Below are 25836 nucleotides of genomic sequence, written 5' to 3' on the forward strand. Positions count from 1 at the left end.
AAGCAGTTGAAGTCTGGCGCCGGAGCACGAGCATGAACGTTTTACAGGATTCATTGGCGGGCCAAACCGTCACGGGCGAGTTTCACCGGGGCTGGCGCATCGTCGTGCTGGGCCTGGCGGGCGTATTGACCAGCACCAGCGCGGCATTGCTGTATGGCTTCGGCACCCTGGTGATTCCGTTGCAGGACGCCTTTGGCTGGAGCCGTGGCGAACTGCAGACCTCGATCACCTTCCTGTTCGCCGGTGTTGCCATAGGCTCGCAACTGCTGGGCGGACTGTATGCCCGTTACGGCTTGCGGCGGGTGGCCCTCGTCAGCCTGGTGCTGCAGGTGCTGTGTTATGCGTCGCTAACCCTGCTCGGCGGCAGCATCTACTGGTTGTACCTGGCGTTCTTCCTTATGCCGCTGCTGGCTGTCGGCACCATCGCCATCACCTGGACGCAACTGGTGAGTCTGTGGTTCGAGCGTAACCGGGGCGTGGCCTTGGCGATCATCCTCAGTGGCTCGGGCCTGGCCGCGATGGTCATGCCGCCGCTGCTGGCCTGGTCGATTGCGCATGGAGGCTGGCGCTGGGCCTTTCTGCTGCTGGCGGCCATGCCCTTGTTGCTTACATTACCCATGGCCGTGGCCTGGCTGAAGTTTCCGGCACAACGGTCGACCGCCACAGAGTCCTCCACGACTGAGCCGGTGGTTGAGGGTACGAGCTTTGCGCTGGCGATTCGCACACGGGTGTTCTGGGGCTGCAACCTGGCGTTGATTCTGTCGGTGTCGCTGATCGTCGGCATGGTGACCACCATCGTGCCGTATCTTCAGGACAAGGGCGTGCCGAGCCTCACTGCCAGTCAGGTCTTCAGCAGCTTCGGCATTTCAATCATCGTCGGGCGCCTGCTGGTGGGGTATCTGCTGGATCGCTTCCCACCGCACCTGATTGCTGCGGCCAGTCTTTGTGTTCCCGCCGTGGGTTGTCTGTTGTTCATGTTCACCGGACCGCAGGCTATCGGGGTATTGGTGCTGGCGACGGTGTGCATCGGTTTCAGCGCCGGGGCCGAGTTCGACATTGCCGCATTTCTCATCGCCCGGTATTTCGGGCTACGGGACTATGCGCGGATCTTTGGCCTGCACCTGGGTCTGGTGACGGTCATTTCCGGTCTGGCACCGGCGATGTTCGGGCACTTGTTTACCCTGTTTGGCAACTACAACCCGGTGCTGTTCTATTGCCTGGGTTGTGCCGTCGTCGCACCGCTGGTGATGCTGACCCTCGGGTCCGCGCCGCTGTATCGCAAGGTTTCGGTCTGAGTTTCTTTGGAGGTTAATCATGAGTGTTCCCGATCAACAGAGCATCGAGCATTTCCTGCACGGGCAGGTGGCGTGCTGGAACGCAGGCGACAAGGAAGGCTTCTTCGCGCATTACCGCCGGGTCGCCAGCAAGGGCTTGAGCATCGAGTACGTGGGCCAGGCCGAACGGGACGCCTGGCAGGTGCTGGAAGGCATGTGGGCGCAACAGCAATCGCGGATCCGCATCGAAGTGAAGCTGACAGTGGTCAAGGGCGCCGAGGCCGCGTGTCATCATCGCAATGCGTTCGTCGGTGCCGAGGGCGGTATCGAAACCATCGAGCTTTATCGATTCGAGGACGGCTTGTTGTCAGTGCGCTATTTCATTGCCGGGTGAGTGATTGTGCGCCGAGCCGCTCGCGGGGCATGACTGTTGATGCCTTTGCAACCCAGTCTGGGGGCAGCGTCGCAAGCTGATTGCCGGTTCTGGGAGGCTTTGAAGGATTTATTGCCGAACGTCCGTTTTCAGGACGCCTTTTGGGCCAGTGCTGCCGATCGGGCGTCGTTAGACTGTTCGGCATCATGAGGGCTTGATCGAGGGACGCGCAGTTCATGGAAGCTCTGGGGATGGATTACAGGCATGGCGAGTGGATCGGTCGTCATTGCCACGCCGAGGATCAGTTGATCTACGCCACCCAAGGGGTGATGCAGGTGCGCACCGAACGGGGCAACTGGATTATCCCGAGCGGGCATGCGCTGTGGGTGCCCGCTGGCGTGGGCCATGAAATCCGCATGAGCGGTGACGTGTGCATGCGCACGCTGTTGTTGCCCGCGCAGGAACGGCCCTGCCAGGTCATCGAGGTGCCAGCCTTGCTGCGCGAACTGATTCTTGCGGCGCAGCGCCTGCTCCTCCCGGATTCCACGCCCTTGGCCGGGCATCTCCGCGCGCTGGTGCTGCACGAACTGGTCAACGCCAGGCGCGTCGTCTCGCACATTCCCATGCCGCGTCTGCCACGCTTGCTGCAACTGTGCGAGCGCTTTCTCGACGATCCGGCGCAGGACGTGTCGCTGGACGAGTGCGGCGTACGTTTGAACATGAGCGCACGCACGGTGGCGCGGCTGTTCCAGCGCGAGCTGGGCATGACCTTCGCGGAATGGCGGACCCACGCCCGCATGATCCTCAGTCAGCAACGCCTGGCGGACGGTGCGCCCATCCTCCATGTGGCGCTCGAACATGGTTATCAGAGCGCCAGCGCATTTGCCGCCGTGTTCAAGCGCGTGCTGGGCTACACGCCGCGCGACTGTCGCGCAGGCAGACGTGAAGCGCCCCGAGCCGCGTCGCTGCATTGACCTCGCACGCCAGCAGAGCCGTACCGGTCGCTTGCCGAGCCCTCCCAGGCTGATCAGGTTGTCTTGATCACGCGCAAGGTTGTCCGGTTTCGAGCAGAACGGGCCCGATTTGCTCGCTAGTCTGGCTGTCCATTCTTCAGGCGCTTACTCGCAATGCCCGAACCTCAACCTTGCTTGCGCCTGGCCTGGTCGCCAGTTGTTGTGACGCTGGCGCTGACCCTGTGCGGCTGTGCCACGCCAACCGCACCTGGGGCGTCCCTTGGCACGGCGTCGGTCAATCCGTTGCTGTCGCTGCCGGCGGGCGTCAGCCATCAACCGCTGCCAGCCCGCTGGTGGCAACTGTATGAGGACCCGACATTGAATCACTGGGTCCAGCAAGCCTTGGCGCATAACCAGGACCTGGCCGCCGCCCAGGCCAACGTGCAGGCCATGCTCGCTGGCATCGGCGAATTCGAAGGCCAGCGCTGGCCGGCGACTTCGCTGGGCGTGGCGGCGGTGTACGGCAGGACCGCCGATGACCAGACACTGGCCCAGGCACGCGGTCGGCAGGCGCCCGCGCAGTGGGAGTTCAACCCCGGCGCGGAGCTGGCGTATCAGCTGGACGTTTGGGGTCAGGTGCGCAATTCGATAACGCGTGCACAGGTTCAGGCCCAGGCAGCCAGCGAAGCCTACGACCTGCTGCGCATCAACGTGGCCAGCCAAACCAGCCGCGCGTATATCGAGCAATGCACAATGGGTGCGCGCATTGAGGTGACACGACGCTCATTGCAAACCCTGGACCGAAGTGGGGCGTTGAGCGAGCGCCAGCGTCAGGCCGGGATTGCCACCGAGCTGGACGGCGCACGCTTGCGAAGCCTGCGTGAGCAGGTCAGTGCCGAATTGCCCCTGCTCCAAGCACATCAGCGCATGGCGCAGTACGAACTGACGATGCTCAGCGGCCAGTCCGATGCGCCCTCGGACGCCGAATCCGCAGCCTGCAAGACCATCCCAGCGCTTAACAGGCCATTGCCCGGCGGTGACGGTTGGCACCTGCTGCAGCAACGCCCCGATGTGCGCCAGGCCGAGCGCGAACTGTCGGCGAGCCTTCTGGAGGTCGACATCGTCAAGGCTGACCTTTATCCCAAGGTCAGCTTCGGCGCGTCGCTGACCTCGTCCAGCCATCGGCTTAACGGGCTGGGCGACAGCCATGCGGTGATGTTTGGCATTGGTCCGTTGATCAGTTGGCAATTCCCCAATCTGCACGCCAATCGTGCCCGGGTCGGCAAGGCTCAGGCGCTGGCAGAGAGCCAACAGGCGACCTTCCACAGCGTGGTGCTGGCCGCTTTGAAAGACGTGCGGCAGGCATTGGCGCTGTATGACGGCGAGCGGCAGCGCCAGCAGGCCTTGACCCTGGCCTTGCAGCAAAGCCAGCGCAGCTATGAATTGGCCGAGGATGGCCTGCGCGCCGGCAGCGTGGATGGCCTCGCACTGCTCGACAGCGAGCGCGATCTGATTGCCGTCCGCGCTCGTACAATCGATGCGCAAGGGCGCCTGGCCCTCAGCGAAATCAACCTGTTCAAAGCCTTGGGCGGCAGCTGGCAGAGCGACGCCCGACTGGGCGTGGCATCGCCTGCGGCCCTCATTCACGCTGCCGGAAACCCGCCATGAACATTGCTGTGGAAAAAGACCCTGTTGTCGGCCCGGGCACTGCGTCGCGCGCCGATCTCCGCCCGAGCCGCCAGCGCTGGTGGATGCTGGGCGGCGCTTGCCTGGCCGGTTTGGGCATCCTGGCGTGGGGCTTTTATTGGTTCGTCAGTGGGCAGCATTTGCAGACCACCGACGATGCTTATGTGCGCGCCGACTGGGTGGCGGTCAGTGCGCGGGTCAGCGGCTATGTCGCGCAGGTAGAGGTGACCGACGATCAGCCGGTCAAGGCGGGCGATGTACTGGTGCGTCTTGAAACCCGCGACTACCAGGCAATCTACGAGCAGGCCCAAGCCGTGGTCGCCGAGGCCGAGGGTGCGCTGCTGGCGGCGCAAGCCCGGCAGCAAGTGGCTGCCGAGCGTGTCGAGCAACAGCGCGAGGCCATCGCCCAGGCCCGGGCCGCGGTACAAAGTGCGACTGCCGAAGACCGGCGCAGCCAGCTGGACGTGCAACGCTACCGGGGTCTGGTAAGGGACAATGCCGCCACGCAACAGCGCCTGGAAACCGCCGATGCCCAGGCGCAGCAGGCACACGCGGCGCTCCAGGGCGCCCAGGCGCGGTTGCGCGAACAACAGGCGTTGCTGGCCGTGACGCAAGCGCAGGCCCGATTGGCGGACGTACAGATCAAAGCACGGGCGGCTGCTCAGGCCAGTGCTTTGGCCCGCCGCACGCTGGCGCAGCAGAATCGGCAAGACACGGTGATTCGTGCGCCGGTCGATGGGGTGGTCGGCCAGCGGCAGGTGCGCAGCGGTCAATACGTGGTTCCCGGCCAGCCGATGCTGGCGGTGGTACCGGTGCACCAGACCTATGTGGTGGCCAACTACAAGGAAACCCAGTTGACGCATATGCAGCCAGGTCAGCCCGCGATCATTCACGTCGACAGTTTCCCTGACCAGGCACTGCGTGGTCACGTAGCCAGTTTCTCCCCGGGCTCAGGCAACGTGTTTGCCTTGCTGCCTTCGGACAACGCCACTGGCAACTTCACCAAGATCGTCCAGCGCTTTGCCGTGCGGATTGTCCTGGATGAGCCGCAGGCGATTGAGGTCTTGCCGGGCATGTCCGTGACCACCACGGTCGATACCCGCCGTGAGGCAGGCGCCGATGAGCAGTGAGTTCGCCGTCTCCAAGCGTGCCTGGGTCGCGGTGATCGGTGGCCTGTTCGGCTGTTTCATGGCGGGCATGAACGTGCACGTCACCAGTGCGGCGCTCCCGGAAATCGAGGGGTCGCTGGGGGCCACGTTCGAGGAAGGTTCGTGGATATCCACCGCGTACCTGGTGGCCGAAATCGTGATGATCCCGCTGACCGCCTGGCTGGTCGAAGTGTTTTCGATGCGGCGCGTGATGTGGCTCGGCTCATTCATTTTTTTGCTGGCCTCGGTCGCCTGTTCCTGGGCGCCGAACCTGCAAGCGATGATCGTTATCCGGGTGATCCAGGGGGCCGCCGGGGCGGTGCTCATCCCACTGTCTTTCCAACTGATCATTACCGAGTTGCCGCCCGCGAAAATGGCGCTGGGCATGGCGCTGTTCAGCCTGGCCAACAGTGTCGCGCAAGCGGCGGGGCCCTCGATTGGCGGCTGGCTGACCGACACCTATTCCTGGCGCTGGATCTTTTACCTGCAGTTGATTCCGGGGGTCGCGCTGCTCCTGGCCATCGCCTGGTCCATCGACGCCAAGCCGATGAAACTCGAACTGCTGCAGCGCGCCGACTGGTTCGGTATCAGCGCCATGGTCATCGGCCTGGGCAGTTTGCAGATCGTCCTCGAAGAGGGCGGACGCAAGGACTGGTTCGGCTCCAGCTATATCCTCGGTATGTCGATCATCGCTGGCGTAGCGCTGAGCGGATTCGTGCTGGCGCAGCTGTATGGCTCGCGTGCCTTTATCAACCTGCGACTGCTGCGGCGCTACAATTTTGGCGTCGCCAGTGTGGCCATGTTCACCTTCGGCGCCGCTACGTATGGGCTAGTGTTTCTGGTGCCCAACTATCTGTCGTTTCTGCAGCACTACAACGCAGGTGAAATCGGCATCACGCTGATCGCCTACGGCATGGTGCAGCTGCTGTTGGCGCCCCTGATGCCGCGCCTGATGCGCTGGTCCAGTCCCAGGATAATGGTGGCCAGTGGTTTCGCAATCATGGCCCTGGGCTGCTGGCTGGGCGCGCACCTGAACGCTGACAGCGCGGCCAACGTCATCATTCCCTCCACAGTGGTGCGCGGTATGGGGCAGCCCTTGATCATGGTGGCGTTGTCGGTTCTGGCCGTCGCCGGGCTGGAAAAAAGCGAGGCGGGGGCTGCTTCGGCGTTGTTCTCCATGCTGCGTAATCTGGGCGGGGCTGTCGGTACCGCTGCTTTGACCCAGATCGTCGCGATGCGCGAGCGCTTCCATTCCGAGCGGCTGAGCGAGCATGTCAACGTCTTTTCCCCTGGCGTGCAGGAGCGCCTGGGCCAGGTGGTGCATACCTGGCTGCCCGCGCAACAGCAAGCCCTCGGCGCACTGGCCGTGACCATCAGGCGCGAAGCGTATTTGATGGCGTACAGCGATGCGTTTTACCTGGCCTGTCTGGCATTGGCGGGGTGTGCGCTGGCGACCGCGATGATGCGCCAGCGTTGATCGCGTTGGCCGGACTCAGTTTTGGGGGCCGGTGGACCAGTCACCGTCGGTCGAGCAGGACAGTGTCTGCCAGCGTTCGATTTCAGTGCCCATGTGTGCCAGCTTGGCGCTGACCTGAGTGTAGGCGTCGCTGCCGGCCAGAAAACGCAAAGGCGGTGTTTCGCAGTTGGCCAGCGTCACCAAGGCGTGGCCCAGTTTCGCCGGGTCTCCCGCTTGCTGGTGATTGCCAGCGGCGCAAGAGGCCTGCAGTTTGTCTACCAGCGCCGCGTAGTCGGCGATCTGCACACTGCCGAACGCCAGCGAGCTGCTGTCGAGGAAATCAGTGCGGAAAACCCCGGGTTCCACCAGCGTGACGCGAATACCGTAACCGGCGACTTCCTGAGCCAATGCTTCACTGAAGCCTTCAACCGCGAACTTTGAGGCGCTGTATAAGGAAGCGCCGCCCATGCCGATCAGTCCGCCCACCGAAGACAGGTTGAACACATGACCGCGACGCTGGGTACGCATCAGCGGGAGCACCGCCCGGCACAGGTTGAACACGCCAAAGACGTTGGTCTGGAACTGCCGCTCGACGTCGGCCTGGGTGTTGGTTTCAAAAGGGCCGAGCTGACCGTAGCCAGCGTTGTTGACCAGTACGTCAATCGCGCCGAAGCGGGTCAGCGCCGCGTCCACTACCGCACTGGCCTGGGCTTGGTCGGTGACGTCCAGCGCCTGTTTGAGCACCCGGTCCGCGTCGCCGGTAAACAGCGAGTCCAGGGCATGCAGGTTGCGTGCGGTGACCACGACCCGGTCGCCTGCCGACAACGCAGCCTGGGCGATGTGCGCGCCTAGTCCCCTTGAGGCCCCGGTTATCATCCAGACTTTATTCATGGTCGATTGGCCGCTTCCCATGCCTTGAGTTCGAACCCCGGTTCTGCTGCTTGCGCCGCCGTCAGCTGGGGGGCGCGAGCCAGGATCTTGCGCGCCGCCATGTGATCGCCCGGCCGATTGCAGGACTCCACGGTGATCAGTTGATCATTGCGAAAACACAGTACCGACAGCTGCGAGGTTTCCGGCGAGCCCACCATAACGCTGCTGTCATAGCCGGTAGACAGCCCGGCGATTTGTAACTTGAGCGGGCCCTGATCGGTCCAGAACCACGGCAGGGCCTCATAGGCAGCGGGCTTGCCCATCAGCCGCGCGGCGATGCAGCGCGCCTGATCGATGGCGTTCTGCACCGACTCCAGCCGAATGGGCTGCTGATCGTTATGCAGGCACGGGAAGCAGGCCACGTCGCCAACGGCAGAAATCTGCGGGTCGCTGGTCAGCAGGTGGGCGTCGACCTTGATGCCGTTTTCGATGTCCAGCCCGGCCTCAGTGGCGATTTGCACGTTGGCGATCACGCCGATACCGAACACCACCAGGTCCGCCGGCAGCCGCCGACCGTCGCTGGTGGTCACGGCGCAGACCCTGCCGTTGTCGCCTTCGATGGCGGCCAGCCCCTGGCGAAAATCGAAATGCACGCCCCAGCCTTCATGGGCCTTGCGAAACACCTCGGACATTTCCCGCGATACCGCACGCGCCATTGGACGATCGCCCAGTTCCAGCACGTGCACATTGGCCCCCAGCGCGGCGGCCACCCCGGCGAACTCCAGGCCAATGAACCCGGCGCCGACCACCACGACATTGCGCGCCTGATGCACTAAAGGCGCGAGGGTGTCGGCGTGCAGCTTGGTCTTGATGCCGAATACGCCCTCCAGTTGCGCCCCCGGCACTGCCAGCGGACGGTTATGTGCGCCGGTGGCCAGCACCAGATGGTCGTAGCTCACGACGTTGCCGGAGGCCAGCAGCACCCGTCGGTTGAGTCTGTCGATGGCGGTCGCCTGATCATGCAGCAACTCGATATTCTGGCTGGCGAAAAAATCTGCCGGGCGAAACAGCAGCGCCGTTTCGGCGATCTTGCCGAGCAGGTAGGCCTTGGACAACGGTGGACGCTGATAGGGCAGGCCGGGCTCGTCGCCGATCAGGACGATACGCCCGGTATGGCCTTCCTGGCGCAGCGAGGCGGCGACCTGATAACCCGCCTGACCTGCGCCGACGATCACGATTGAGGACAGTGACATGACAACTCCTTCGACTGAGTCCATGAGCGCAAGGCTCAGTACTGGGATTGCGGCAAACGCAGCACCAGACCGTCCAGCGCATCGCTGACGATCAACTGGCAGGTCAGGCGGCTGTTGTCGCTGCGACCGCAGGCGTATTCGAGCATGTCCGATTCGGCCTCTTCGGCGGCCGGCACGCGTGCCAGCCAGGCATCATCGACGAACGCATGGCAGGTGGCGCAACTGCACGCGCCGCCGCAATCGGCCTGCAGGCCGGGAACACTGGCGAAATTGGCGGCCTGCATCACCGACTGACCGACATCTGCTTTGACGCGATGTTCGGTGCCGTTGAATTCGATCAGGGTCAGAACTGGCATAGGGATTTCCTCTTGTTTTTGTTGTGGGCGGGGCATTGCCGCAGGTGCATCGCGGCAGGCCTTCAGGTGGGTGCCGCCATGGCCGCGCCGTGGAAGCGCGGCGCGCGGCCCAGCATGAGCAGGAGCAAGGGGCCGATCAGGCAGCAGACCATGCAATACACCAGCATCGCAGAGTAGTCGCCGTTGCGACTGAGCATGAAGGCGAACAGCAGCGGTGCCAGGGCCGAGGCCACGGTATTGAGGCCCTGATGCACGCCAAACAGACGGCCGTACTCACGCAGACCGAAATAGCGGGCCACCAGGAATGCCGCGATGTCGAACTCGGCACCCGCGCCGAAGCCTACCAGCATGGCGGCCATCAGCAGCATCTGGAAATCCGTGGTGCCGCTCAGGTAAATCATGCAGCCCACCGCGGGCATCATCAGGCTGGCGGCAGCCACAGCGGGCGGCCAGAGACGGTCGAGCAGGTAGCCGATCAGCATCCGGCCCACGATCAGCGAGATGCCGAAACCGCTGAAGATCAGCCCGGCATCGGCCGCGCTGAGCCCTTTGGACTGCAGCAGCGGGATGGTGCTGGTGACCATGCCGACCACCGACGATACCACCAGGGACAGTGCCAGGTTGCAGATCCAGAACTTGCCCGAGCGCATGCCCTGGCGAAAACTCATGCCGGGCAGGGCGAGCAGCAGGTCATCCGCCGTATGCTCGCTGTGGGTCGCAGGGCGACCGACGACCTCGGGCAGCCGGAACCACAGCAGGGTCAGCGGCAGCAGCACCACCAGATTGAGGATGGCGAGGATGATGAACGCCGCGCGCCAGTCCCACTGTTCGATGCCCCAGGTCATCAGGCGCGGGATGATCGCTGCGGTCAGCCCGGTGCCCGACAGGCCGATGGCCAGCGCCAGGCCACGGTTGCGCTCGTACCAAAGGCTCAACAGCTGCGTCCAGGTCACCGCCAGGGTGCCCATACCAACGATGGGTAACAACGCAAATGCCAGGTACATCGACCAGATCGACGGGGTCAGTTGGGTGGTCGCCAGATAACCGAGCACCAGCAACAGCAGCGAGACCACCGTTACGCGCTTGATGCCATAACGAAGGTTGAACCAGCCGACCAACTGCAAGGAAATGACCGCGCCGCCGAACAGAAAGGTGATACACGCCTGCAATTCCGGCTTGGTCCAGCCGAACGCCTGATTGAGCGGCACCACCAGCGTGCCGAAGCCATACAGCAATGCGGCGTTGATGCTGACAGCAACACCGGCGAGGGACAGGATGAGGATTTTCCAGGCGCTTCGAAATTCGGTGAAATCGATCGCCGCTTCGTTTTTCGAAGGGGTCATGAATTGGCTTCCTTATAGGTTTTGTTGAGCCAAACGGTATAGCGGTTTCAACTCAAAGAACGGCTGTGGGCGTTCTCGGACAAGAATCGGGTACGCAATCGAGAATATGGCAGGTCGAAGGGGGCTGTCCAGCGACCTGAGTCGCACGGTCGACGAAATAATAGACATAAATCGAATATATGTTCATATATATGACCGATAAAGGGGTCGTTAAGGGCATCCGTAGCGACGCGCTGCAACACGAAAATCAGGTATACACCGGCAAGCTCACGCTTTTACAGGCCTCTTTTCGGCAGGGGATTGACGCTTGCGATGAAATATTTACACATGAATAGAAAGTGTTCATTATTGGCCGAACTGAACCTACAAGGGAGACAAGAAATGAGTTCAGACAAACCGCAATTCAAAGTCGTCGCCGACCGTTCGCGTTGCTGCGGCTATGGCCTGTGCGCAGCCGTATGCCCAAGCCTTTACAAGCTTGATGACGATGGTCTGGTTTATCTTGACGATGACCGGGTGCCACCTGAGCTTGAAGAGGAGGCACGCGAAGGCGCTGCCGCCTGTCCTGCCGAAGCGATCTGGCTGGAGCCCCTGGATACCCCCGAAAACGCTGCCTGAAACCTTGCCTGACGTCGCCACTGGCGACGGCAATTTCATAACCGTGCGTGCACATTTCGGGAGAATCACAGGATGACAGGTCGTTTGCAGAACAAAGTGGTGCTGATCACCGGTACCGGTGGCGGGCAGGGTCGCGTTGCGGCACTGCGATTCGCCCGCGAAGGCGCCATCGTCGTGGGCTGTGACACCAACGCCAGCGCCCACGAAGAGACAGCCGCTTTGCTGGCCAGTGAAGGCTTGCAGTTGTCGGGATCCGCTCCGGTCGACCTAGGCGATCCCGCTCAAGCCAAGGCATGGATAGACGCGGCCGTGGCCCAGCATGGTCGTATCGACGTACTGTACAACAATGCCTCGGCGGCCAAATTCGGTCCGGTGAACACGCTGTCCATCGAGGACTGGCAGTTCACGATGCGCAATGAGATCGATCTGCTGTTCTACACCACCAAGTACGCTTGGGATCACCTGGCCGAACAGCGTGGGGTGATCATCAATATCTCCTCCACGGCTGGCTGGGGCGGCTCCAAAGTCGCAGGCATCAGCGCGCACGCCGCCGCCAAGGGCGCAGTCATTGCCTTTACCCGTCAGCTGGCCGTGGAAGGCGCGCCGGTGGGCATCCGCGCAGTCAGCATCAGCCCCGGTTTCATCGCCACGCCAGGCACTGCAGCGTTCATGGAAAATCCCAAGGTGCGCGCAGCGCTGCTCGACGGCGTGCTGATGGACCGACCGGGAGAACCGGAAGAGGTCGTGGCCATGGCGTTGTTCGTCGCCTCCGCCGAGGCTTCCTTCATCACCGGTTCGGACATCGTCATCGACGGCGGCCTGCTCGCGGTCTGAGCAACGCCCACCCAACAAGAACAATAGGTGCACTCACATGGACATCATCGGTATTGGTTACCTGGGGTTCGAAACCCCTAGCCTTGACGCCTGGCGCGAATACGGGCCGCAGGTCATGGGCTTTGGCATTGCGCCGTCGCCGGCCAGCGACAGTCAATCGCTGTATTTCAAGATCGACGACCGCCGCCATCGCTTCGCCTTTCACCCCGGCCAGGTCGACCGCCTGGCCTACATCGGCTGGGAGGCCATGGGCCGCCAGGCCTTCGACGCCGCGATCAAGACCTTTGAAGCCAACAACGTGGAGGTCACCCGCGGCGATGCGGCGCTGTGCGAGCAACGCGGCGTGCGCGAACTGATTCGTTTCCGCGACCCGGTGGGCTATCAGCACGAGCTGTTTTACGGCCAGAAATGGACCCCGCGTTCATTCCTGCCGGGGCGCCCTCACGGGGGGTTTTTGGCCAACGAACGTGGCGCTGGTCACGTGGTGGTCATTACCCCCGAATACACCGATGAACTGGAAGATTTCCTGACCCGGATCATGGGCTTCCACTGGTACGGCGCTGGCGCCGGGAAGGGACGTACCGGCTTCTTCCGCTCCAAACTCAATCATCACACCAGCCATGACATTGCTTACGGTCACGGCGCAGGACGCATGGGCGTGCAGCACGTCGGCCTGTTCGTGAACAGCATTCGCGACGTCGGCGAAACCTACGACATCGTGAAAAAGCATCAACTGCCAATGATGATGACCCTGGGTCAGCACACACAGGATCCGCACCTGTCGTTCTATCATTACACGCCGTCCGGTTTTGCCATCGAAACCATTGCCGAGATCGAGCCTTGGCAGGGCGATCCGTTCGAGCTCAATCCCGAGTGCCTGAGCCTGTGGGGGCATGAGATGGTCGGGCCGATTCTGGGGCCGAGCGTCAAGACGCCCGAAGAGGTGCTCGACCCGGAATACCTGGCGAGCAAGCGCTGAGATGCGGCTGATCCGGGTCGAGTACCGCAACGAAAGCTTCTGGGGTTTGCTCGACTTGGAGGCGACCTGCCTGCAGCGCATTCGTGCGCCGTTCGCGCAGTGGGCGCCAGCGCTGGCGACCCAAGGCGTGGACGCACTGAGCCTGGACAAGGTCGGCATTATGCTGGAGCAATGCCGCGTCCTGCCGCCGCTGGAACCCGGCGCACGGGTCTTCGGCGTGGGCCTTAACTACCTCAGCCATCTGCAGCGCCTGGGCAGCGTCGCGCCCGAGCACCCACTGGGTTATATCAAGCCGGCCTCGGCACTGGTGGGTGCCAGCGACGATATCCAGTACCCGGCGCTGACCGCGCAATTGGATTATGAAGTCGAGCTGGTCGCGGTGGTCGCCAGAGCGTTGGGCGAAGAGCCCCACGCCAGTGCCTGCCTGCTGGGCTACACCTGTGGCAATGACATCAGCGCACGGGATGCCGGCAAGCGTATTGCCCGCCTGGATCTGCTGACCCAGAAGGCCATGGACCGCACCACGCCGGTCGGGCCGTGGATCGTCACTCTCGACGAGTTCGCTGGCGGACAACCGCAGCTCGACATCGAACTTAGGGTCAATGACGAGCGGCGCCAGTTCGACAACACCCGGCACATGCTGTTTCCCATCGATGAACTACTCGATTTCGTCGACGCCAGAATCACCTTGCAGCCGGGTGACCTGCTGTTCACTGGGTCCACTCACGGCGTAGGCCTGGAAGACGGGCGCTTTCTGCAACCTGGCGATCAGGTCGACGCATGTATTGAAGGCATCGGGCGTCTGAGCAACCGCGTCAGCGAAGCGCGCATTTTGTCGACCGCCCGTTCCGGAGGCAGGCTGGGCTGGCCCGTGCTCCCATGAGCGAGGTGTCCGAGAAGCCCGAAGTCAGGCGAGCGGCGATCAATGCTCAGCCGACCTCTGCCTGGTCGCCCTTGGCCAACCGCAGCTTTCGCTGGCTCTGGTGTGCCGGTGCAATGGTCAATCTGGCCATCTGGATGCAGACGGTGGGCGCGGCCTGGATCATGACGCTGCTGTCGACATCGCCGCTGATGGTGTCGCTGGTGCAAACGGCGATATCGTTACCCGCGTTCCTGTTCGGTTTGCCCGGTGGGGTCATCGCTGACCTGGTCGACCGACGCAAATGGCTGATGCTGACTCAGGGCATCATGCTCATCGCTGCCGTGTCTCTGAGCGCGTTGTCCTATGCCGACCTGCTGACCGACTGGTCGCTGCTGTTGTTCACCTTTCTATTGGGCACCGGCAGTGCGCTGAGCATGTCGGCCTGGATGGTAACCATCGTCTCGGTGCTGTCCCGCGATCAGGTTCCGGCGGCGGTTTCCCTCAACGGTATTTCCACCAATGCGGCGCGGGCTTTGGGCCCGGCCATTGCCGGGGGATTGATCGCCTACTGGAATGCCGCCTCGGTGTTCATGATCATCACCATCAGTCTGGCGCTGGTCATCGTGCTGGTTGCGATGTTCACCCCACGCCACATAGCGCATGGGCTGCCCTCGGAGAACTTCGCGGCCGGCCTGCGCAGCGGCGTGCGCTACATCCGCCATTCGGCGGTGCTGGTCAGCGCCTTGAAGGAAGTGTTTATCTTTACCCTGAGTGCCAGTGCGCTGTGGGCACTGATGCCCTTGGTGGCCAAGCATGAGCTGGGCATGGACGCCGGCGGGTACGGGCTGCTGATGGGGTTTCTGGGGGCAGGCGCGGTGATCGGCGCGTTCAACCTCACCAAACTCTATCGGCGTTTCACTCTGCGGGTGCTGATCATTGCGGGCACGCTGGGTTTTGCCCTGGCGACACTGACGGCGGCACTCTCCCACAGCCGGGTCGCGGTGTGCGCCATGTTGATGATCGCGGGAATGTCCTGGATGGCGGTCAACGCGACCATTTCGACAGTGGTGCAGACCTGTGCGGCGAACTGGGTACGGGCGCGGGTCGCTTCGATGTACCTGCTGATGCTCATGGGCGCGATGGCCATCGGCGGCGCCATCTGGGGGGCTCTGGCCCAGTACTTCGGCTTGCAACACAGCTTGACGCTGGCGGGAATAACGCTAGTGCTGGGGCTGCTGTTGACGCGCAACGGCAAGCTGGCGCTGGGGCAAGAGGCCGACTACGCCATGGCGATCCAACCGACTGACCGGCTGTTGCTCCCGGAAGAGTCGATCCCCGGAGCCGGGCCGGTTTCCATTGAACTGGCCTACCGGGTCGCTCCAGCCGGTCGGGCGCATTTCATCGAGATCGCCTATGCGGTCGGCCAGTCCCGGCGTCGCAACGGGGCGAAGAACTGGCGGCTCTATCACGACCTGGATGAAAACGGTCACTTCGTCGAGCGCTTCATCATCGAATCCTGGCTGGATTATTTGCGTCAGGAGTCGCGCATCACCCAGGCCGACCAAGCGCTTGAGGCCAGGCTGAACCACTATCGCTGCGCAGCGCAGCCCCAGAGACGCTACATTCATCAGCCGCCCTGAATACCTGCAAAACAACGCTTGGGTTTCGGTATTAAACTTTAAACAGGCTGTCGTTCTCAGGTTAGAATGCCGCATCGCTCGCCTAACCGGTATTCCCGATGCCTCGCACCAAGACCGACAACACAGGTTCACAGTCCCCTGATACGCCCGATAACCAGAAGGGCGCGGTCAGTGTCAAACCGGTTTCAAACGCCATCCGCATCCTTCGCCACCTCAGTCAGGCCGGAACCCCCGAGCGTTCCGTGGACCTGGCGCGTATTCTGGGGATCAACCCCAGCACCTGTTTCAATATCCTGCGCACGCTGGTCATGGAAGACGTGGTCGATTTCAACCCGCTGTCCAAGCGCTATTCGGCAGGGCTGGGCCTGGCCAGGCTGGTCGAGCAATGGGTGACTCAGGGCCAGCGCGTGGCCTTCGCCAAGCCGCTGTTGCAGGATCTGGCCGCGCGCATGCGGGTCACCGTGACCTTGTGGCGGCGTATGGGTGCGGACCGCATCGTGATCGTCAGCTCGGCAGCAAGTCCCACCGACGTGCGCATCGACATGGCCGAAGGGCAGCGTCTGCCGATTCTGATGGGCGCCAGCGGACGGTTGTTCGCCACCCAGCTGGACATGCAGGACGCCCAGGTCAGGGAGGATTTCGAGACCATTCGCTGGGCCAGGCCCTTGCCGTTCGAGGTCTATCGGGTTGAGGTGGCGCTGGCCGTGGAACGCGGTTGGGCGGTGGATGACGGCTATTTCTCGGTGGGCATCCTGGCAATCGCGGCGCCGGTTTATTCGCTGTCCGGCAACATCGATTTCACCGTGTCCGCCGTGTTGTTCAGGGGCCAGCGCGATGAGGAAGGGATCGAAGAGATCGGCGCCGCATTGGTAGCGTTCTGCGCCGAGCTGAGCAAGGTGCTGTTCTAGGCACGCTGCCCGGCCCGTAGGGAGACGGGCGTGTCAGTCTTTGACGAGCAACAGGCTGCCGCCCAGCGGGCCGCCCCCGGCCGCGACCGCCGTGACCGTGTGCGGTCGGGTCTGGCGACCTTCAGCGCGGCCCCATAACTGCAGGCAGGCTTCATGCACATAGCCCAGACCGTGCGTGCGCCCGCCGGACAATTGCCCGCCATTGGTATTAATCGGTAGCTGCCCGGTCAGCGCAATGCGCTGACCCCCTTCGACGAATGCGCCGCTTTCTCCCTCCGGGCACAGGCCGAGCGCCTCCATCCAGATCATGGTCAGAATCGAAAAGCCGTCATACAGCTGTGCCGAACCGACATCGGAGGGCGCGTAATCGGTGCGTGCCCACATCATTCGGGCGACATCGAACGCCGCCATCTGCGTCAGGGAAATTTGATCCCACGACCAGGGCTGATTCAGGGCTGCGCCCAAGGCCTCGATGCGAATCGGTTGCTGGCGCGTGTCTTTGGCGACATCGCGGCGAGACAATACGATGGCGGTGGACGCATCACAGTGCACATCACAATCGAACATGCGCAGCGGTGAGGAAATCATCCTCGAGGTCATGTAATCGTCCAGGGTCATGGGTGAGCGATAAATGGCCTTGGGATTACGCTGCGCATTGGCACGGCAGGTCATGGCAATCTGCGCCAGTTGTTCAGGCCGGGTGCCGTACTCGTGGAAATGGCGCTGCGCGTACAGGGCCATCAGGTTGATACCCGAGTGCACGTTGAATGGCGTGAACCACTGCCAGGCATGACTGCTGTCGCGGCCCTGCGTTTTGGCACTCAAGGCCCCGGCCTGTTTGTTGTGCACCCTGGCCGAGGCCTCGGTGATGGTGCGGAACACCAGCACATGCCTGCACAGACCCGCAGCGATGGCCATCGCACCGTTTATCACCCCGGCCAGCGGTCCGGGGCCTTCGTAGCCGGCGCCGAACCAGTTGACGTTCAACCCGAGCACGCTCTTCAAAGCGCTCGGGCCTACAGGAGAAAACGGGTCGCCATTGTTGTTGTCCCCTGGCCAGCAGGCCACCCCGTCGATGTCTTCGCGAGTCAATCCGGCATCGGCGATGGCTTCAAGGCACGCATCCAGAGTCAGGCGCATGGCCGATTTGCTGGAGGGGCGGCCCACCTCGGACTGACCGATACCGGTAATGGCGACGTCTTTCTCATAGCGATGATCGAACATCATTGATCCTTCTCGAACAGGGGAAGCCAGACATCCTCGATGTTTTCGAATGCCACTTGCACACGCATGCCGATACTGACCGACAACGGGTCACAACCAATGACATTGCTGAGAAAGCGCAGCCCGGGCTGTTCAGGCAACTCGATGATTGCCACGACGAACGGGGTGTTGAGGTCGGGCGTCCATTGCTGATAGTTCACCGTGAAGCTGATCACCGAGCCTTTGCCGGACACTGCCTGTGGCTTGACATCGAAACTGGCGCAGCACGGGCAGATGGGCGAGGGCGGGTGGAAGAAGCGCGCGCAGGCGTCGCAATGATGAATGAGCAACTGACCGTGCTCGCCACCTTGCCAGAAGGCACGGTTGTCGGCAGTCAGGGCAGGCAGTTTTCTGAGCATTAGCGTCGATATCCGGATGGTTTTTATTGATTCCAGTCAACGAGAGCACAGTATCATCTGTACATATTTTAAAAAAGTGTCTTATATTGTCGCCACGCCTCGCTTCCCCGCAGAGGGCAGCGCCAACAACAATAAGAGGAATCAGCGATGTACAGTTCTGATCAGGTCGCAGTGCGTCAAGACGCGCCGTTGCACGCAAAAGTCATCGTCGTTACCGGCGGCTTTGGTGTCCTTGGACGGGCACTCGGTCAGCATTTGCGTTCCCGTGGCGCCAAGGTTGCACTGCTGGACCGGGCCGAGTCGACTCAGGCAACCGTCGACGACAGTGGGGATGTGCTGTCATTGGGGGGCGTCGACCTGACCTTGATCGAGTCGGCCACAGCGGCCTTCGCACAGGTGGCCGAGCATTTCTCGCGTATCGATGGCCTGGTCAATGTCGCCGGAGGCTTTGCCTGGGAAACCCTCGAAGCCGGTAGCCTGGCGACCTGGGACCGTCTCTATCAGATGAACCTGCGGACCGCCGTCGTGGCCTCGCAGGTAGTCCTCGCGCATCTGTCTGCCGCGCAGAGCGGACGCATCGTTAACGTCAGTGCCCAGGCGAGCCTCAAGGCAGGGTTGGGCATGGGCGCTTACGCCGCGTCCAAGGCTGGCGTTGCGCGCTTGACCGAAGCGCTGGCCGAGGAGGTCAAGGACCGCAACATCACGGTCAACGCGGTCTTGCCGAGCATCATCGACACGCCGAGCAACCGCAGCGACATGCCTGACGCCGATTTCAGCCGCTGGGTCAGCCCCGCGCAGCTCGCTTCGGTTATCGCCTTTCTGCTGTCCGAGGAGGCCAGTGCGGTGACCGGCGCGTGCCTGCCCGTGAGTGGTCGCGTATGAGACTGGTCACCTTTACCCATGCGGATGGCGTCGAGCGTGCCGGCGCCTTGTTCGATAACGATCAACTGGTCCTCGACCTGCAGGCGGCTCACCGCAACGTCCAGGGTGGTGAAAGCGCCGCCCTGAGCAGCGTGCTGAAGCTGGTGGAAGGTGGCGAGCAAGCCCTGGACCTGGCGCGCACGCTGCTTGGCAAGTCGCCAAGCGCCAGTGTCATCTCGCGTAACGAGGTCAGGCTCCGTGCGCCGATTCAGCCACCGCCGCAGATGCGCGACTGTTCGTGTTTCGAGTTGCACCTGCGCCAGGCGTTCGCGGCCGCGCGGCGTGCCCGGGCATTGCGCACCGACGATCCTGAGGCCGCGTTAAAGGCCATGAACACCCGCGCCGACGACCGGGTCATTGAGACCTTTAATCGCCAGCCCATCTATTACAAGTGCAACCGTTTTGCGGTGATTGGTGCCGACGACGAATTTCTCTGGCCTTCCTTCAGCAAAGCGCTGGACTTCGAGCTGGAGTTCGGTTGCTACATCGGCAAGAAAGGCAAGGACATCTCCCGGGACGCTGCCCGCGAGCACATCGTGGGTTTCACCATTTTCAACGACATGAGCGCCCGTGACGCCCAGGCCGCCGAGATGCCTGGCATGCTCGGCCCGGCCAAAAGCAAGGACTTTGACACGGCCAACATCATGGGGCCGTGCCTGGTGACCGCCGACGAGCTGGGCGATCCCTATGACCTGAACATGGTCGCCAGGGTCAACGGCGAAGAATGGGGCCGTGGCAATACCCGGGACATGCGCTGGCACTTCGAAGATGTCATTGCTCACGTGTCCCGCTCCGAAACGCTGTATCCGGGCGAGTTTCTGGGCTCCGGGACCGTGGGCAACGGCTGCGGCCTGGAGCAGTTGCGCTACCTGAAACCCGGCGATCGGGTGGAGCTGGAAGTCGAGGGTATCGGGGTGCTGCGCACTGAGGTGGGAAGCCCGCAGTGAGCCGTGTGCCGGACGCTGAATGATTTGCCGTCAAGACAAACGACTTCCTATACATTCTTTTTGATTCTGTCTTATATTCAACCGGCTCGTAGTAGCCGTGACACCCTGAACTGGAGGCCAATATGCTAACAAGAACAAGCCCCGTACTGTCTGATGGAACCAAGGTCGCTGACCTGATTTATCCTTCTACACGCGAAGTGCAGATGCGCGTGCTGTCGGACCGTGAAATCTACGAAATCGAGATGGAAAAGATCTTCGGCAAGATCTGGGTCCTGCTGGGCCATGAATCCGAGATTCCGAATTCCGGTGACTTCATGGTCCGCGACCTGGGCTCGGATTCGGTCATCATCGCTCGCGATAAGGAAGGCGAGGTGCATGTAACCCTCAATGTCTGCCCTCATCGCGGCATGCGCATCAGCACTGCCGATTGCGGCAACACGCAAATCCATAAATGCATCTATCACGGCTGGGCGTTCCGTCCCAACGGTGACTTCATCGGCTCGCCGGTCGAGCGCGAGTGCATGCACGGCAAGATGCTCCCCAAGGAGCAACTGGGCCTGAAAAAAGCCAGGGTCACGCTGTACGGCGGCTTGGTGTTTGCCACATGGAACGTTGACGGGCCATCTTTCGACGAATTCCTCGGCGATGCCAAGTGGTACTACGACATGCTGTTCCTGCGCACCGACAAAGGCATGGAAGTGCTCGGCCCGCCGCAGCGCTTCATCGTCAACGCCAACTGGAAGACCGCCGGTGAGCAGTCTGCTGCCGATGGTTTCCATACCCTGACGCTGCATCGCTGGCTGGGCGAGGTCGGTAACTATGCCAAGAAGGATGAGAACGGCCAGAGCGCTGATCTGAGTCCTGAAATGTACGGTGTCGAGATCAGCTCGCCTCATGGTCACGCACTGCGGTGCATCGACCTGGCACGCAAGATCAAGCGCCTGACCGGGCTGGACCCCGAATCGCTGACGGTCGAGCAGAAGCTTCAGGCGCTGCCGCCCGCCGGGATGACCGCCGGGATGGTCGAACAGCTGGCGCGTAATCTCAGTGAGGACCAGCTCAAGGTCCTGACCAGCATGCCTCCGCAGGTCGGCGGCATGTTTCCGAACATTCTCTTTGGCTTTGTTTATATCCCGCAGCCAGACGGCACCGTGGTCGGTTCGATGACCCTGCACGCCTATGTGCCCCAGGGGCCGGACAAACTGGAGTTCGTGAACTGGATCTTCGCCGAAAAAGACGCGCCGCCCGAACTGCGGGAAAAAATGCTCAGGCAGACCATTCAGTTGTTCGGTACTTCCGGCATGGTCGAGCAGGACGACTCCGACACCTGGCCGCACATGACGCTCGCCGCCAAGGGTGCGATGGGTCGCAAGAGTACGCTCAAATACCAGGCCGTGTTCGAAACCGGCGCCCCGCAAGGCTGGCCTGGGCCGGGCATTGTCAACGAGGGCTTCACCAAGGACGACACCCAGTGGCATTGGTGGCTGTACTGGCACGAGCTGATGACCGCGCCCGTGGATGAGCCGCAGTAAACGCACCGGCACTCAACAACAATAAGATTCGGGGATACATCCATGTCTGACACTCAATTGGCGCAGCGACCGTCGGTCGACGTCCAGCAGCGCGGCACCGAGCACGTACAGCCCGGTTCACCGCTGGGCATCGAACGTGTGCCGGTCGGCTCGCCAGTCTACAACCAGGTGGTTACCTTCCTTTATGAAGAGGCCACGCTGCTGGATCAGATCCGCTTGCAGGAGTGGGCTTCGCGCCTGGCGACCGATCTCATCTATACGGTGCCGCTGCGCCACACCCGCACCGCCGCAGAGCTGTCCACCACCATCGTACGCAGCGTTCAGCATTACCACGATGACTACCGCTCGATCATGGGTCGCATCTTGCGGCTTTCAGGCAAGAGCGCCTGGGCTGAGGATCCGCCATCGCGCACGCGGCGACTGGTGACCAACGTGTTCGTCGAGAAAACCGCCAAGGCCGATGAGTTCATCGTCACCAGTTACCTGCTGCTGACCCGCAGCCGTTTCAAGGAACATCACGTCGACATCATCAGCGGCGAACGCCGCGATCTGCTGCGTGTGGAGGGCGACAGTTTCAAGCTGGCCAGACGCGAAGTCATCCTCGATCAGGCGGTATTGGGCACCCCGAACCTGGCGGTATTCCTCTAAACCCCAAGTCTGCCGAAAACGTTCATTGTGTCGCACCTTTAGCCTGCTGATCTGTGTCAGCAGGCTTTTTTACGTGCGTTTTCAGGCAGGGCCCCTGGTTGCAAGTGCTTGAGAGCTACGAGAGTTATAAGCGCTACGAGGACGCCTGACTGCGCGCCTTCAACCAGGCCTGATCAGTGGAGCACAGCGCCTCGTTGCTGGCGATATCCCAGGTCGATCCCTTCATGCGCCGTGCCTGCGGCGCGCGCAGCGATTGCTGGCTGTAGCAGCGGTCAGTGCTGGAGGCGTGAATCTGCTCATCCAGATGATGGGTCTTGCCAATGGAGATCATGGTGCAGCGCCGCAACAGCAGCGCCGCTTCTGCAAGCTCGGGGTCCAGGGTATTGAGCGCCCAGCGCGCCATTCCTTCGCGAATGTTTACCGCAGTGAATGGCGAGGGGCCCTCGATGATTGCGCCCTGAACCTGCCATTCCAGCAGCAGCTCGCCGTTCAACTGCAGCAGGGGCCTTGTCCGCCCCTCCACGCGCAGTGGAACCTGGATATCGTAGCGTCTGGATTGCGCGGGCCGCAGCGTTGCCGCCAGCGCCAGACCGGCCAGATCCAGCAGATGCGTGCATTGATGCCGGGCGTCAGTCTGACGAGTTACTGAATGTGCAATGGGCGAAAGCGCCATGCCCACCAGCGCATGCAAGGGCTCAATGGCTTCGGGACAGGCGGTGTAGGGGTACCTCAAGGCCTGGCCGGTAATGTGCGTCAGGATCCCCTGCTGATGATGCAGACTCACTCGAAAGTGATGAAAGTCGTCTTCCAGGGCGGCGCGAACTTCGCCACCGTCTGCCTGGCCACTGGAAACGATCTCGACGCGGCGGCGAAACGTACTCATCCGGCTTATCCTTCCTGTCTGGCTGAGTGTGCACTTTTTATCGGTTTTATTTGGACACTATATCGGATAATGTTCACATATACAGTGATGAAATGCCTTTCCAACAACAACAAAAAGGAGCGGCTATGGGCCTGCTGCAAGAACAAGTGGCGCTGATTACCGGCGCCGGTGGGGGTATCGGGCGGGGTGTGGCATTGAGCTTCGCCAAGCAGGGCGCTGCCGTGGTAGTGGCGGAGCTCGACGAGGTCAGCGGCGCGGCGGTGGTCGAGGAACTCAAGGCGTTGGGCGCGCAAGCCTTGTTCATCAAGACCGACGTCAGTTGCAAGGCGGACATTCAGGCGGCGGTCGATGCCGCGGTCGAGCATTTCGGCGGTCTGGACATTCTGGTCAATAATGCCTTCGCGCCAACCCCCAATGTGCTTCTCGAAGAAAAGACCGACGACATGCTGGAGCGCACGCTGAACTCCACGGTCTGGGCGGCCTGGTGGTCGATGAAAGCCGCATTCGCGCCGATGCAGGCGCGCGGTGGTGGCAAGATCATCAACTTTTACTCCATCGATACCGAAGTCGGCGCGTGGCTGCACGGCGACTACAACACGGCCAAATCGGCCGTGGTGGGGCTGACGCGCAGCGCTGCTTCGGAATGGGGACGCTTCAACATTCGGGTCAATGCCATTGCGCCGACCGCAATGGGCGCGACCTTTCACAAGCTGGCGAAGGAGAATCCGGGGTTTGCTGAAATGTCTGCCGGCTTGCGCCCTCTGGGGCGTTGTGGCGATCCGGAAGAAGATATCGGTCCGGTGGTGGTGTTTCTGGCCTGCGAAATGTCTCGCTTCGTCACCGGAGAAACCCTGCACGTGGACGGCGGTTTGCACCTGCCAGGCTACAACTCGCGGCCTGCGCACATTCCTGCGCGCGAGTACTGATCGGCCCAAAGAGTTGCGGCGTGCCGGGCACGCCGCATGGCCTTTCAGCGTTTGGCCACTTTGATGTCAGTGTCGTCAAGATCCCAAGTGGTGGCGGTCTTGCCCTCATCACGCAGCAGGTACTTGAGCACCCGGCCCTGGGGGTTTTTCGGCAGGCTGGTGCGAAACTCGATGTAGCGGGGTAGCGCATAGTACGGCACGGTATCCGCCGCCCAGTGGAACAGTGCTTCGGGCGCGAGCTGAGTATTGGCATGCAACACTGCGGTCACCTTGACGTCATCCTCGCCCTTGTCCGAAGGCACCGCATGCACCGCCACTTCGGACAGCGCCGGGTGGGTGGCGAACGCTGCTTCCATCTCGAAACTGGAGATGTTCTCGCCGCGGCGTCGCAGGTAATCCTTCTTGCGGTCGACGAAGTAGAAGAAGCCGTCATCATCGAATTTACCGACGTCGCCGGTGTGGAACCACATGTTGCGCATCAGTTTGTGTGTGTCCTCGGGGCGGCGCCAGTAACCCTGGAACATGATGTCCGGGCGCTGGGGTCTGACCACGATCTCACCCGGTGTGCCGGCCGTTACTTCGTTGTCCTGTTCATCGACGATCCGCACGTCGAAATCAGCGATGCGCTTGCCCGATGAGCCTGGCGCCGCGTATTCGCCCGCCGCCAGCGAGGTCACCACGCAGGCCTCGGTCAGCCCGTAGCCGTTGCCACCGACCAGCTTGCTGCCGAAGCGCTCCCGCCAGATTTTCTTGGTCTCTTCGGTGTAGGGGTTGCCGCGTGCGGTATGAATCTGCCCGCGGCAGCGCAGCATGGCGTCGTTATCGGGGGCTTGAGCGAGCAGGCCACCCATGCCGCCGAGGATTGAGGCGATGGTCGCGCCGGAGCGCTCGACTTCCGGCCAAAAGTTGGACACGGAAAAGCGCGGCAGAATCGCGGCGCGGGCACCGACCAGAATGCTGGCAATGATGCTCACGCAAAGGGCGTTCATGTGAAACAGCGGCAGCGGGGTGATAGTAACGTCGTCCTCGCTCGCAGGGCCGGCGCGCAACTGGAGTCGGGCAAGGTTGCACATGAAGTTGTAGCTGATCATGCAGCCCTTCGATGGGCCGGTGGTGCCCGAGGTGTAGATCAGGCAAGCGAGATCCGATGGCTGGGGCTTGCGTTCGAATGCCGAATCATCCTCGCCACGATGGGCGTCCAGAGCCGCGATGGGGAACGCACAGGTCGGTAAATCACCGCTCTGCTGGCCAGGCGCGGTGCGGAACAGTACACGCTTCACATCAGTGAGTTGACCGGCGATGGCTACCATGCGTGGCAGGTAGTCGGCTTCACAGATCACCAGGTGCGTGCCGGTGTCGGCAATCTGGTGACGCAGGAATTCACCCTTCAGCGCCGTGTTGATCGGCACGCTCACGGCGCACAGCTTGTTGATGGCCAGCCAGGTGATGACCGCGTCGATGTTGTTGTCGAGCATGGTCAGTACCGTGGCACCGGCGGTGACCCCCAGATCGGCCAGTGCATGGGCCATTCTGTTGGAAAGCTGGTCAACTTCCCGGTATGTGTACAAGGTTCCGATGAAATCCAGTAAAACCTTATCTGGAGCCCTTGCTACCGCTCGCTCCAGCGCTGAAATAACCGTGTCTCGTTCACCTACCGTCCAGGCTTCGGGGTTCCCGGTACCACTCATGAATATCTCCTTTTGTAAGGCGCACAATGAAGAGGGCGCCCAAATCTTGTTTTGATGAGAGAACTGGATTCTATGGAAAGATTTTGGAAAAGTCTCTAGCCGGAAGTTGAACAAAT

At 62.0% G+C, this 25836-nt stretch carries 25 protein-coding genes; 17 read left to right on the plus strand and 8 right to left on the minus strand.

Features of this window, described 5'->3' with window-relative positions:
- The first annotated feature begins 32 nt into the window (after positions 1-32).
- The 6 genes from EC915_RS03685 (at position 33) to EC915_RS03710 (ending at position 6911) form a co-directional block, all read left to right on the plus strand.
- Entirely contained in the window at positions 33-1295 is a 1263-nt protein-coding gene (locus tag EC915_RS03685) for an MFS transporter (protein WP_133749143.1), read from the plus strand.
- Positions 1296-1314: 19 nt separating this feature from the next.
- Positions 1315-1668, plus strand: coding sequence for a nuclear transport factor 2 family protein (locus EC915_RS03690; RefSeq protein WP_133749144.1), 354 nt, complete (start codon positions 1315-1317; stop codon positions 1666-1668).
- A 215-nt stretch (positions 1669-1883) separates the two neighbouring features.
- Positions 1884-2621, plus strand: coding sequence for a helix-turn-helix transcriptional regulator (locus tag EC915_RS03695; RefSeq protein WP_133749145.1), 738 nt, complete (start codon positions 1884-1886; stop codon positions 2619-2621).
- Between the two features lie 153 nt (positions 2622-2774).
- Positions 2775-4268 carry an efflux transporter outer membrane subunit gene (locus EC915_RS03700; RefSeq protein ID WP_133749146.1) on the plus strand — a complete coding sequence of 498 codons (1494 nt, stop codon included), beginning with the start codon at positions 2775-2777 and terminating at the stop codon, positions 4266-4268.
- Positions 4265-5416 carry an HlyD family secretion protein gene (locus EC915_RS03705; protein ID WP_133749147.1) on the plus strand — a complete coding sequence of 384 codons (1152 nt, stop codon included), beginning with the start codon at positions 4265-4267 and terminating at the stop codon, positions 5414-5416. The genes EC915_RS03700 and EC915_RS03705 overlap by 4 nt, the downstream gene beginning before the upstream one ends.
- Positions 5406-6911: a DHA2 family efflux MFS transporter permease subunit gene (locus EC915_RS03710; protein WP_133749148.1), complete on the plus strand. Its 1506-nt coding sequence runs from the start codon at positions 5406-5408 to the stop codon at positions 6909-6911. The genes EC915_RS03705 and EC915_RS03710 overlap by 11 nt, the downstream gene beginning before the upstream one ends.
- Before the next feature lie 15 nt (positions 6912-6926).
- On the opposite strand, the gene EC915_RS03715 is transcribed toward EC915_RS03710, so the two are convergent.
- The 4 genes from EC915_RS03715 to EC915_RS03730 form a co-directional block, all read right to left on the minus strand.
- Positions 6927-7781: an oxidoreductase gene (locus EC915_RS03715; RefSeq protein ID WP_133749149.1), complete on the minus strand. Its 855-nt coding sequence runs from the start codon at positions 7779-7781 to the stop codon at positions 6927-6929.
- Positions 7778-9013 (minus strand): NAD(P)/FAD-dependent oxidoreductase, encoded by a 1236-nt coding sequence (locus EC915_RS03720; RefSeq protein ID WP_133749150.1) that lies wholly within the window; start codon positions 9011-9013, stop codon positions 7778-7780. The genes EC915_RS03715 and EC915_RS03720 overlap by 4 nt, the downstream gene beginning before the upstream one ends.
- Positions 9014-9048: 35 nt before the next feature.
- Entirely contained in the window at positions 9049-9369 is a 321-nt protein-coding gene (locus tag EC915_RS03725) for a 2Fe-2S iron-sulfur cluster-binding protein (protein ID WP_133749151.1), read from the minus strand.
- Between the two features lie 62 nt (positions 9370-9431).
- Positions 9432-10712, minus strand: coding sequence for an MFS transporter (locus EC915_RS03730; protein ID WP_133749152.1), 1281 nt, complete (start codon positions 10710-10712; stop codon positions 9432-9434).
- Positions 10713-11093: 381 nt separating this feature from the next.
- Between EC915_RS03730 and EC915_RS03735 the strand changes: the two genes are divergently transcribed.
- The 6 genes from EC915_RS03735 (at position 11094) to EC915_RS03760 (ending at position 16553) form a co-directional block, all read left to right on the plus strand.
- Positions 11094-11330 carry a ferredoxin gene (locus EC915_RS03735; protein WP_133749153.1) on the plus strand — a complete coding sequence of 79 codons (237 nt, stop codon included), beginning with the start codon at positions 11094-11096 and terminating at the stop codon, positions 11328-11330.
- A 72-nt stretch (positions 11331-11402) separates the two neighbouring features.
- Entirely contained in the window at positions 11403-12164 is a 762-nt protein-coding gene (locus tag EC915_RS03740) for an SDR family NAD(P)-dependent oxidoreductase (protein WP_133749154.1), read from the plus strand.
- Between the two features lie 37 nt (positions 12165-12201).
- Positions 12202-13143, plus strand: a complete 942-nt coding sequence (locus EC915_RS03745) for a VOC family protein (protein WP_133749155.1) — start codon at positions 12202-12204, stop codon at positions 13141-13143.
- 1 nt (position 13144) lies between these two features.
- Entirely contained in the window at positions 13145-14026 is an 882-nt protein-coding gene (locus EC915_RS03750) for a fumarylacetoacetate hydrolase family protein (RefSeq protein WP_133749156.1), read from the plus strand.
- Positions 14023-15645, plus strand: a complete 1623-nt coding sequence (locus EC915_RS03755; RefSeq protein ID WP_133749157.1) for an MFS transporter — start codon at positions 14023-14025, stop codon at positions 15643-15645. Before EC915_RS03750 ends, EC915_RS03755 begins: the two co-directional genes overlap by 4 nt.
- A gap of 98 nt (positions 15646-15743) precedes the next feature.
- Positions 15744-16553 (plus strand): IclR family transcriptional regulator, encoded by an 810-nt coding sequence (locus EC915_RS03760; RefSeq protein ID WP_133749158.1) that lies wholly within the window; start codon positions 15744-15746, stop codon positions 16551-16553.
- A gap of 33 nt (positions 16554-16586) precedes the next feature.
- Here the strand turns inward: EC915_RS03760 and EC915_RS03765 are convergent, their stop codons facing one another.
- Both EC915_RS03765 and EC915_RS03770 read right to left on the minus strand, forming a co-directional pair.
- On the minus strand, positions 16587-17777 hold the full coding sequence (locus EC915_RS03765; RefSeq protein ID WP_133749421.1) for a thiolase family protein: 1191 nt from the start codon (positions 17775-17777) through the stop codon (positions 16587-16589).
- On the minus strand, positions 17777-18175 hold the full coding sequence (locus tag EC915_RS03770) for a Zn-ribbon domain-containing OB-fold protein (RefSeq protein WP_133749159.1): 399 nt from the start codon (positions 18173-18175) through the stop codon (positions 17777-17779). The genes EC915_RS03765 and EC915_RS03770 overlap by 1 nt, the downstream gene beginning before the upstream one ends.
- 147 nt (positions 18176-18322) lie before the next feature.
- Between EC915_RS03770 and EC915_RS03775 the strand changes: the two genes are divergently transcribed.
- The 4 genes from EC915_RS03775 to EC915_RS03790 all read left to right on the plus strand — a co-directional run bounded on the left by EC915_RS03775 (position 18323) and on the right by EC915_RS03790 (position 22223).
- The gene (locus tag EC915_RS03775) at positions 18323-19057 is read left to right on the plus strand and encodes an SDR family NAD(P)-dependent oxidoreductase (protein WP_133749160.1); all 735 of its coding nucleotides are present in this window, start codon (positions 18323-18325) and stop codon (positions 19055-19057) included.
- Complete coding sequence (locus EC915_RS03780) at positions 19054-20043, plus strand: fumarylacetoacetate hydrolase family protein (RefSeq protein WP_133749161.1); 990 nt, start codon at positions 19054-19056, stop codon at positions 20041-20043. Before EC915_RS03775 ends, EC915_RS03780 begins: the two co-directional genes overlap by 4 nt.
- Positions 20044-20165: 122 nt before the next feature.
- The gene (locus EC915_RS03785; RefSeq protein WP_133749162.1) at positions 20166-21575 is read left to right on the plus strand and encodes a Rieske 2Fe-2S domain-containing protein; all 1410 of its coding nucleotides are present in this window, start codon (positions 20166-20168) and stop codon (positions 21573-21575) included.
- A 42-nt stretch (positions 21576-21617) separates the two neighbouring features.
- Complete coding sequence (locus EC915_RS03790; RefSeq protein ID WP_133749163.1) at positions 21618-22223, plus strand: aromatic-ring-hydroxylating dioxygenase subunit beta; 606 nt, start codon at positions 21618-21620, stop codon at positions 22221-22223.
- Positions 22224-22356: 133 nt separating this feature from the next.
- Here the strand turns inward: EC915_RS03790 and EC915_RS03795 are convergent, their stop codons facing one another.
- Positions 22357-23106, minus strand: coding sequence for a DUF2889 domain-containing protein (locus EC915_RS03795; protein ID WP_133749164.1), 750 nt, complete (start codon positions 23104-23106; stop codon positions 22357-22359).
- A 125-nt stretch (positions 23107-23231) separates the two neighbouring features.
- Between EC915_RS03795 and EC915_RS03800 the strand changes: the two genes are divergently transcribed.
- Positions 23232-24032, plus strand: a complete 801-nt coding sequence (locus tag EC915_RS03800; RefSeq protein ID WP_133749165.1) for an SDR family NAD(P)-dependent oxidoreductase — start codon at positions 23232-23234, stop codon at positions 24030-24032.
- Between the two features lie 44 nt (positions 24033-24076).
- Here the strand turns inward: EC915_RS03800 and EC915_RS03805 are convergent, their stop codons facing one another.
- Positions 24077-25720 (minus strand): ATP-dependent acyl-CoA ligase, encoded by a 1644-nt coding sequence (locus tag EC915_RS03805; RefSeq protein WP_133749166.1) that lies wholly within the window; start codon positions 25718-25720, stop codon positions 24077-24079.
- Between the last annotated feature and the right edge of the window lie 116 nt (positions 25721-25836).

Source organism: Pseudomonas sp. LP_7_YM, from assembly GCF_004364435.1.
Taxonomy (GTDB): domain Bacteria; phylum Pseudomonadota; class Gammaproteobacteria; order Pseudomonadales; family Pseudomonadaceae; genus Aquipseudomonas.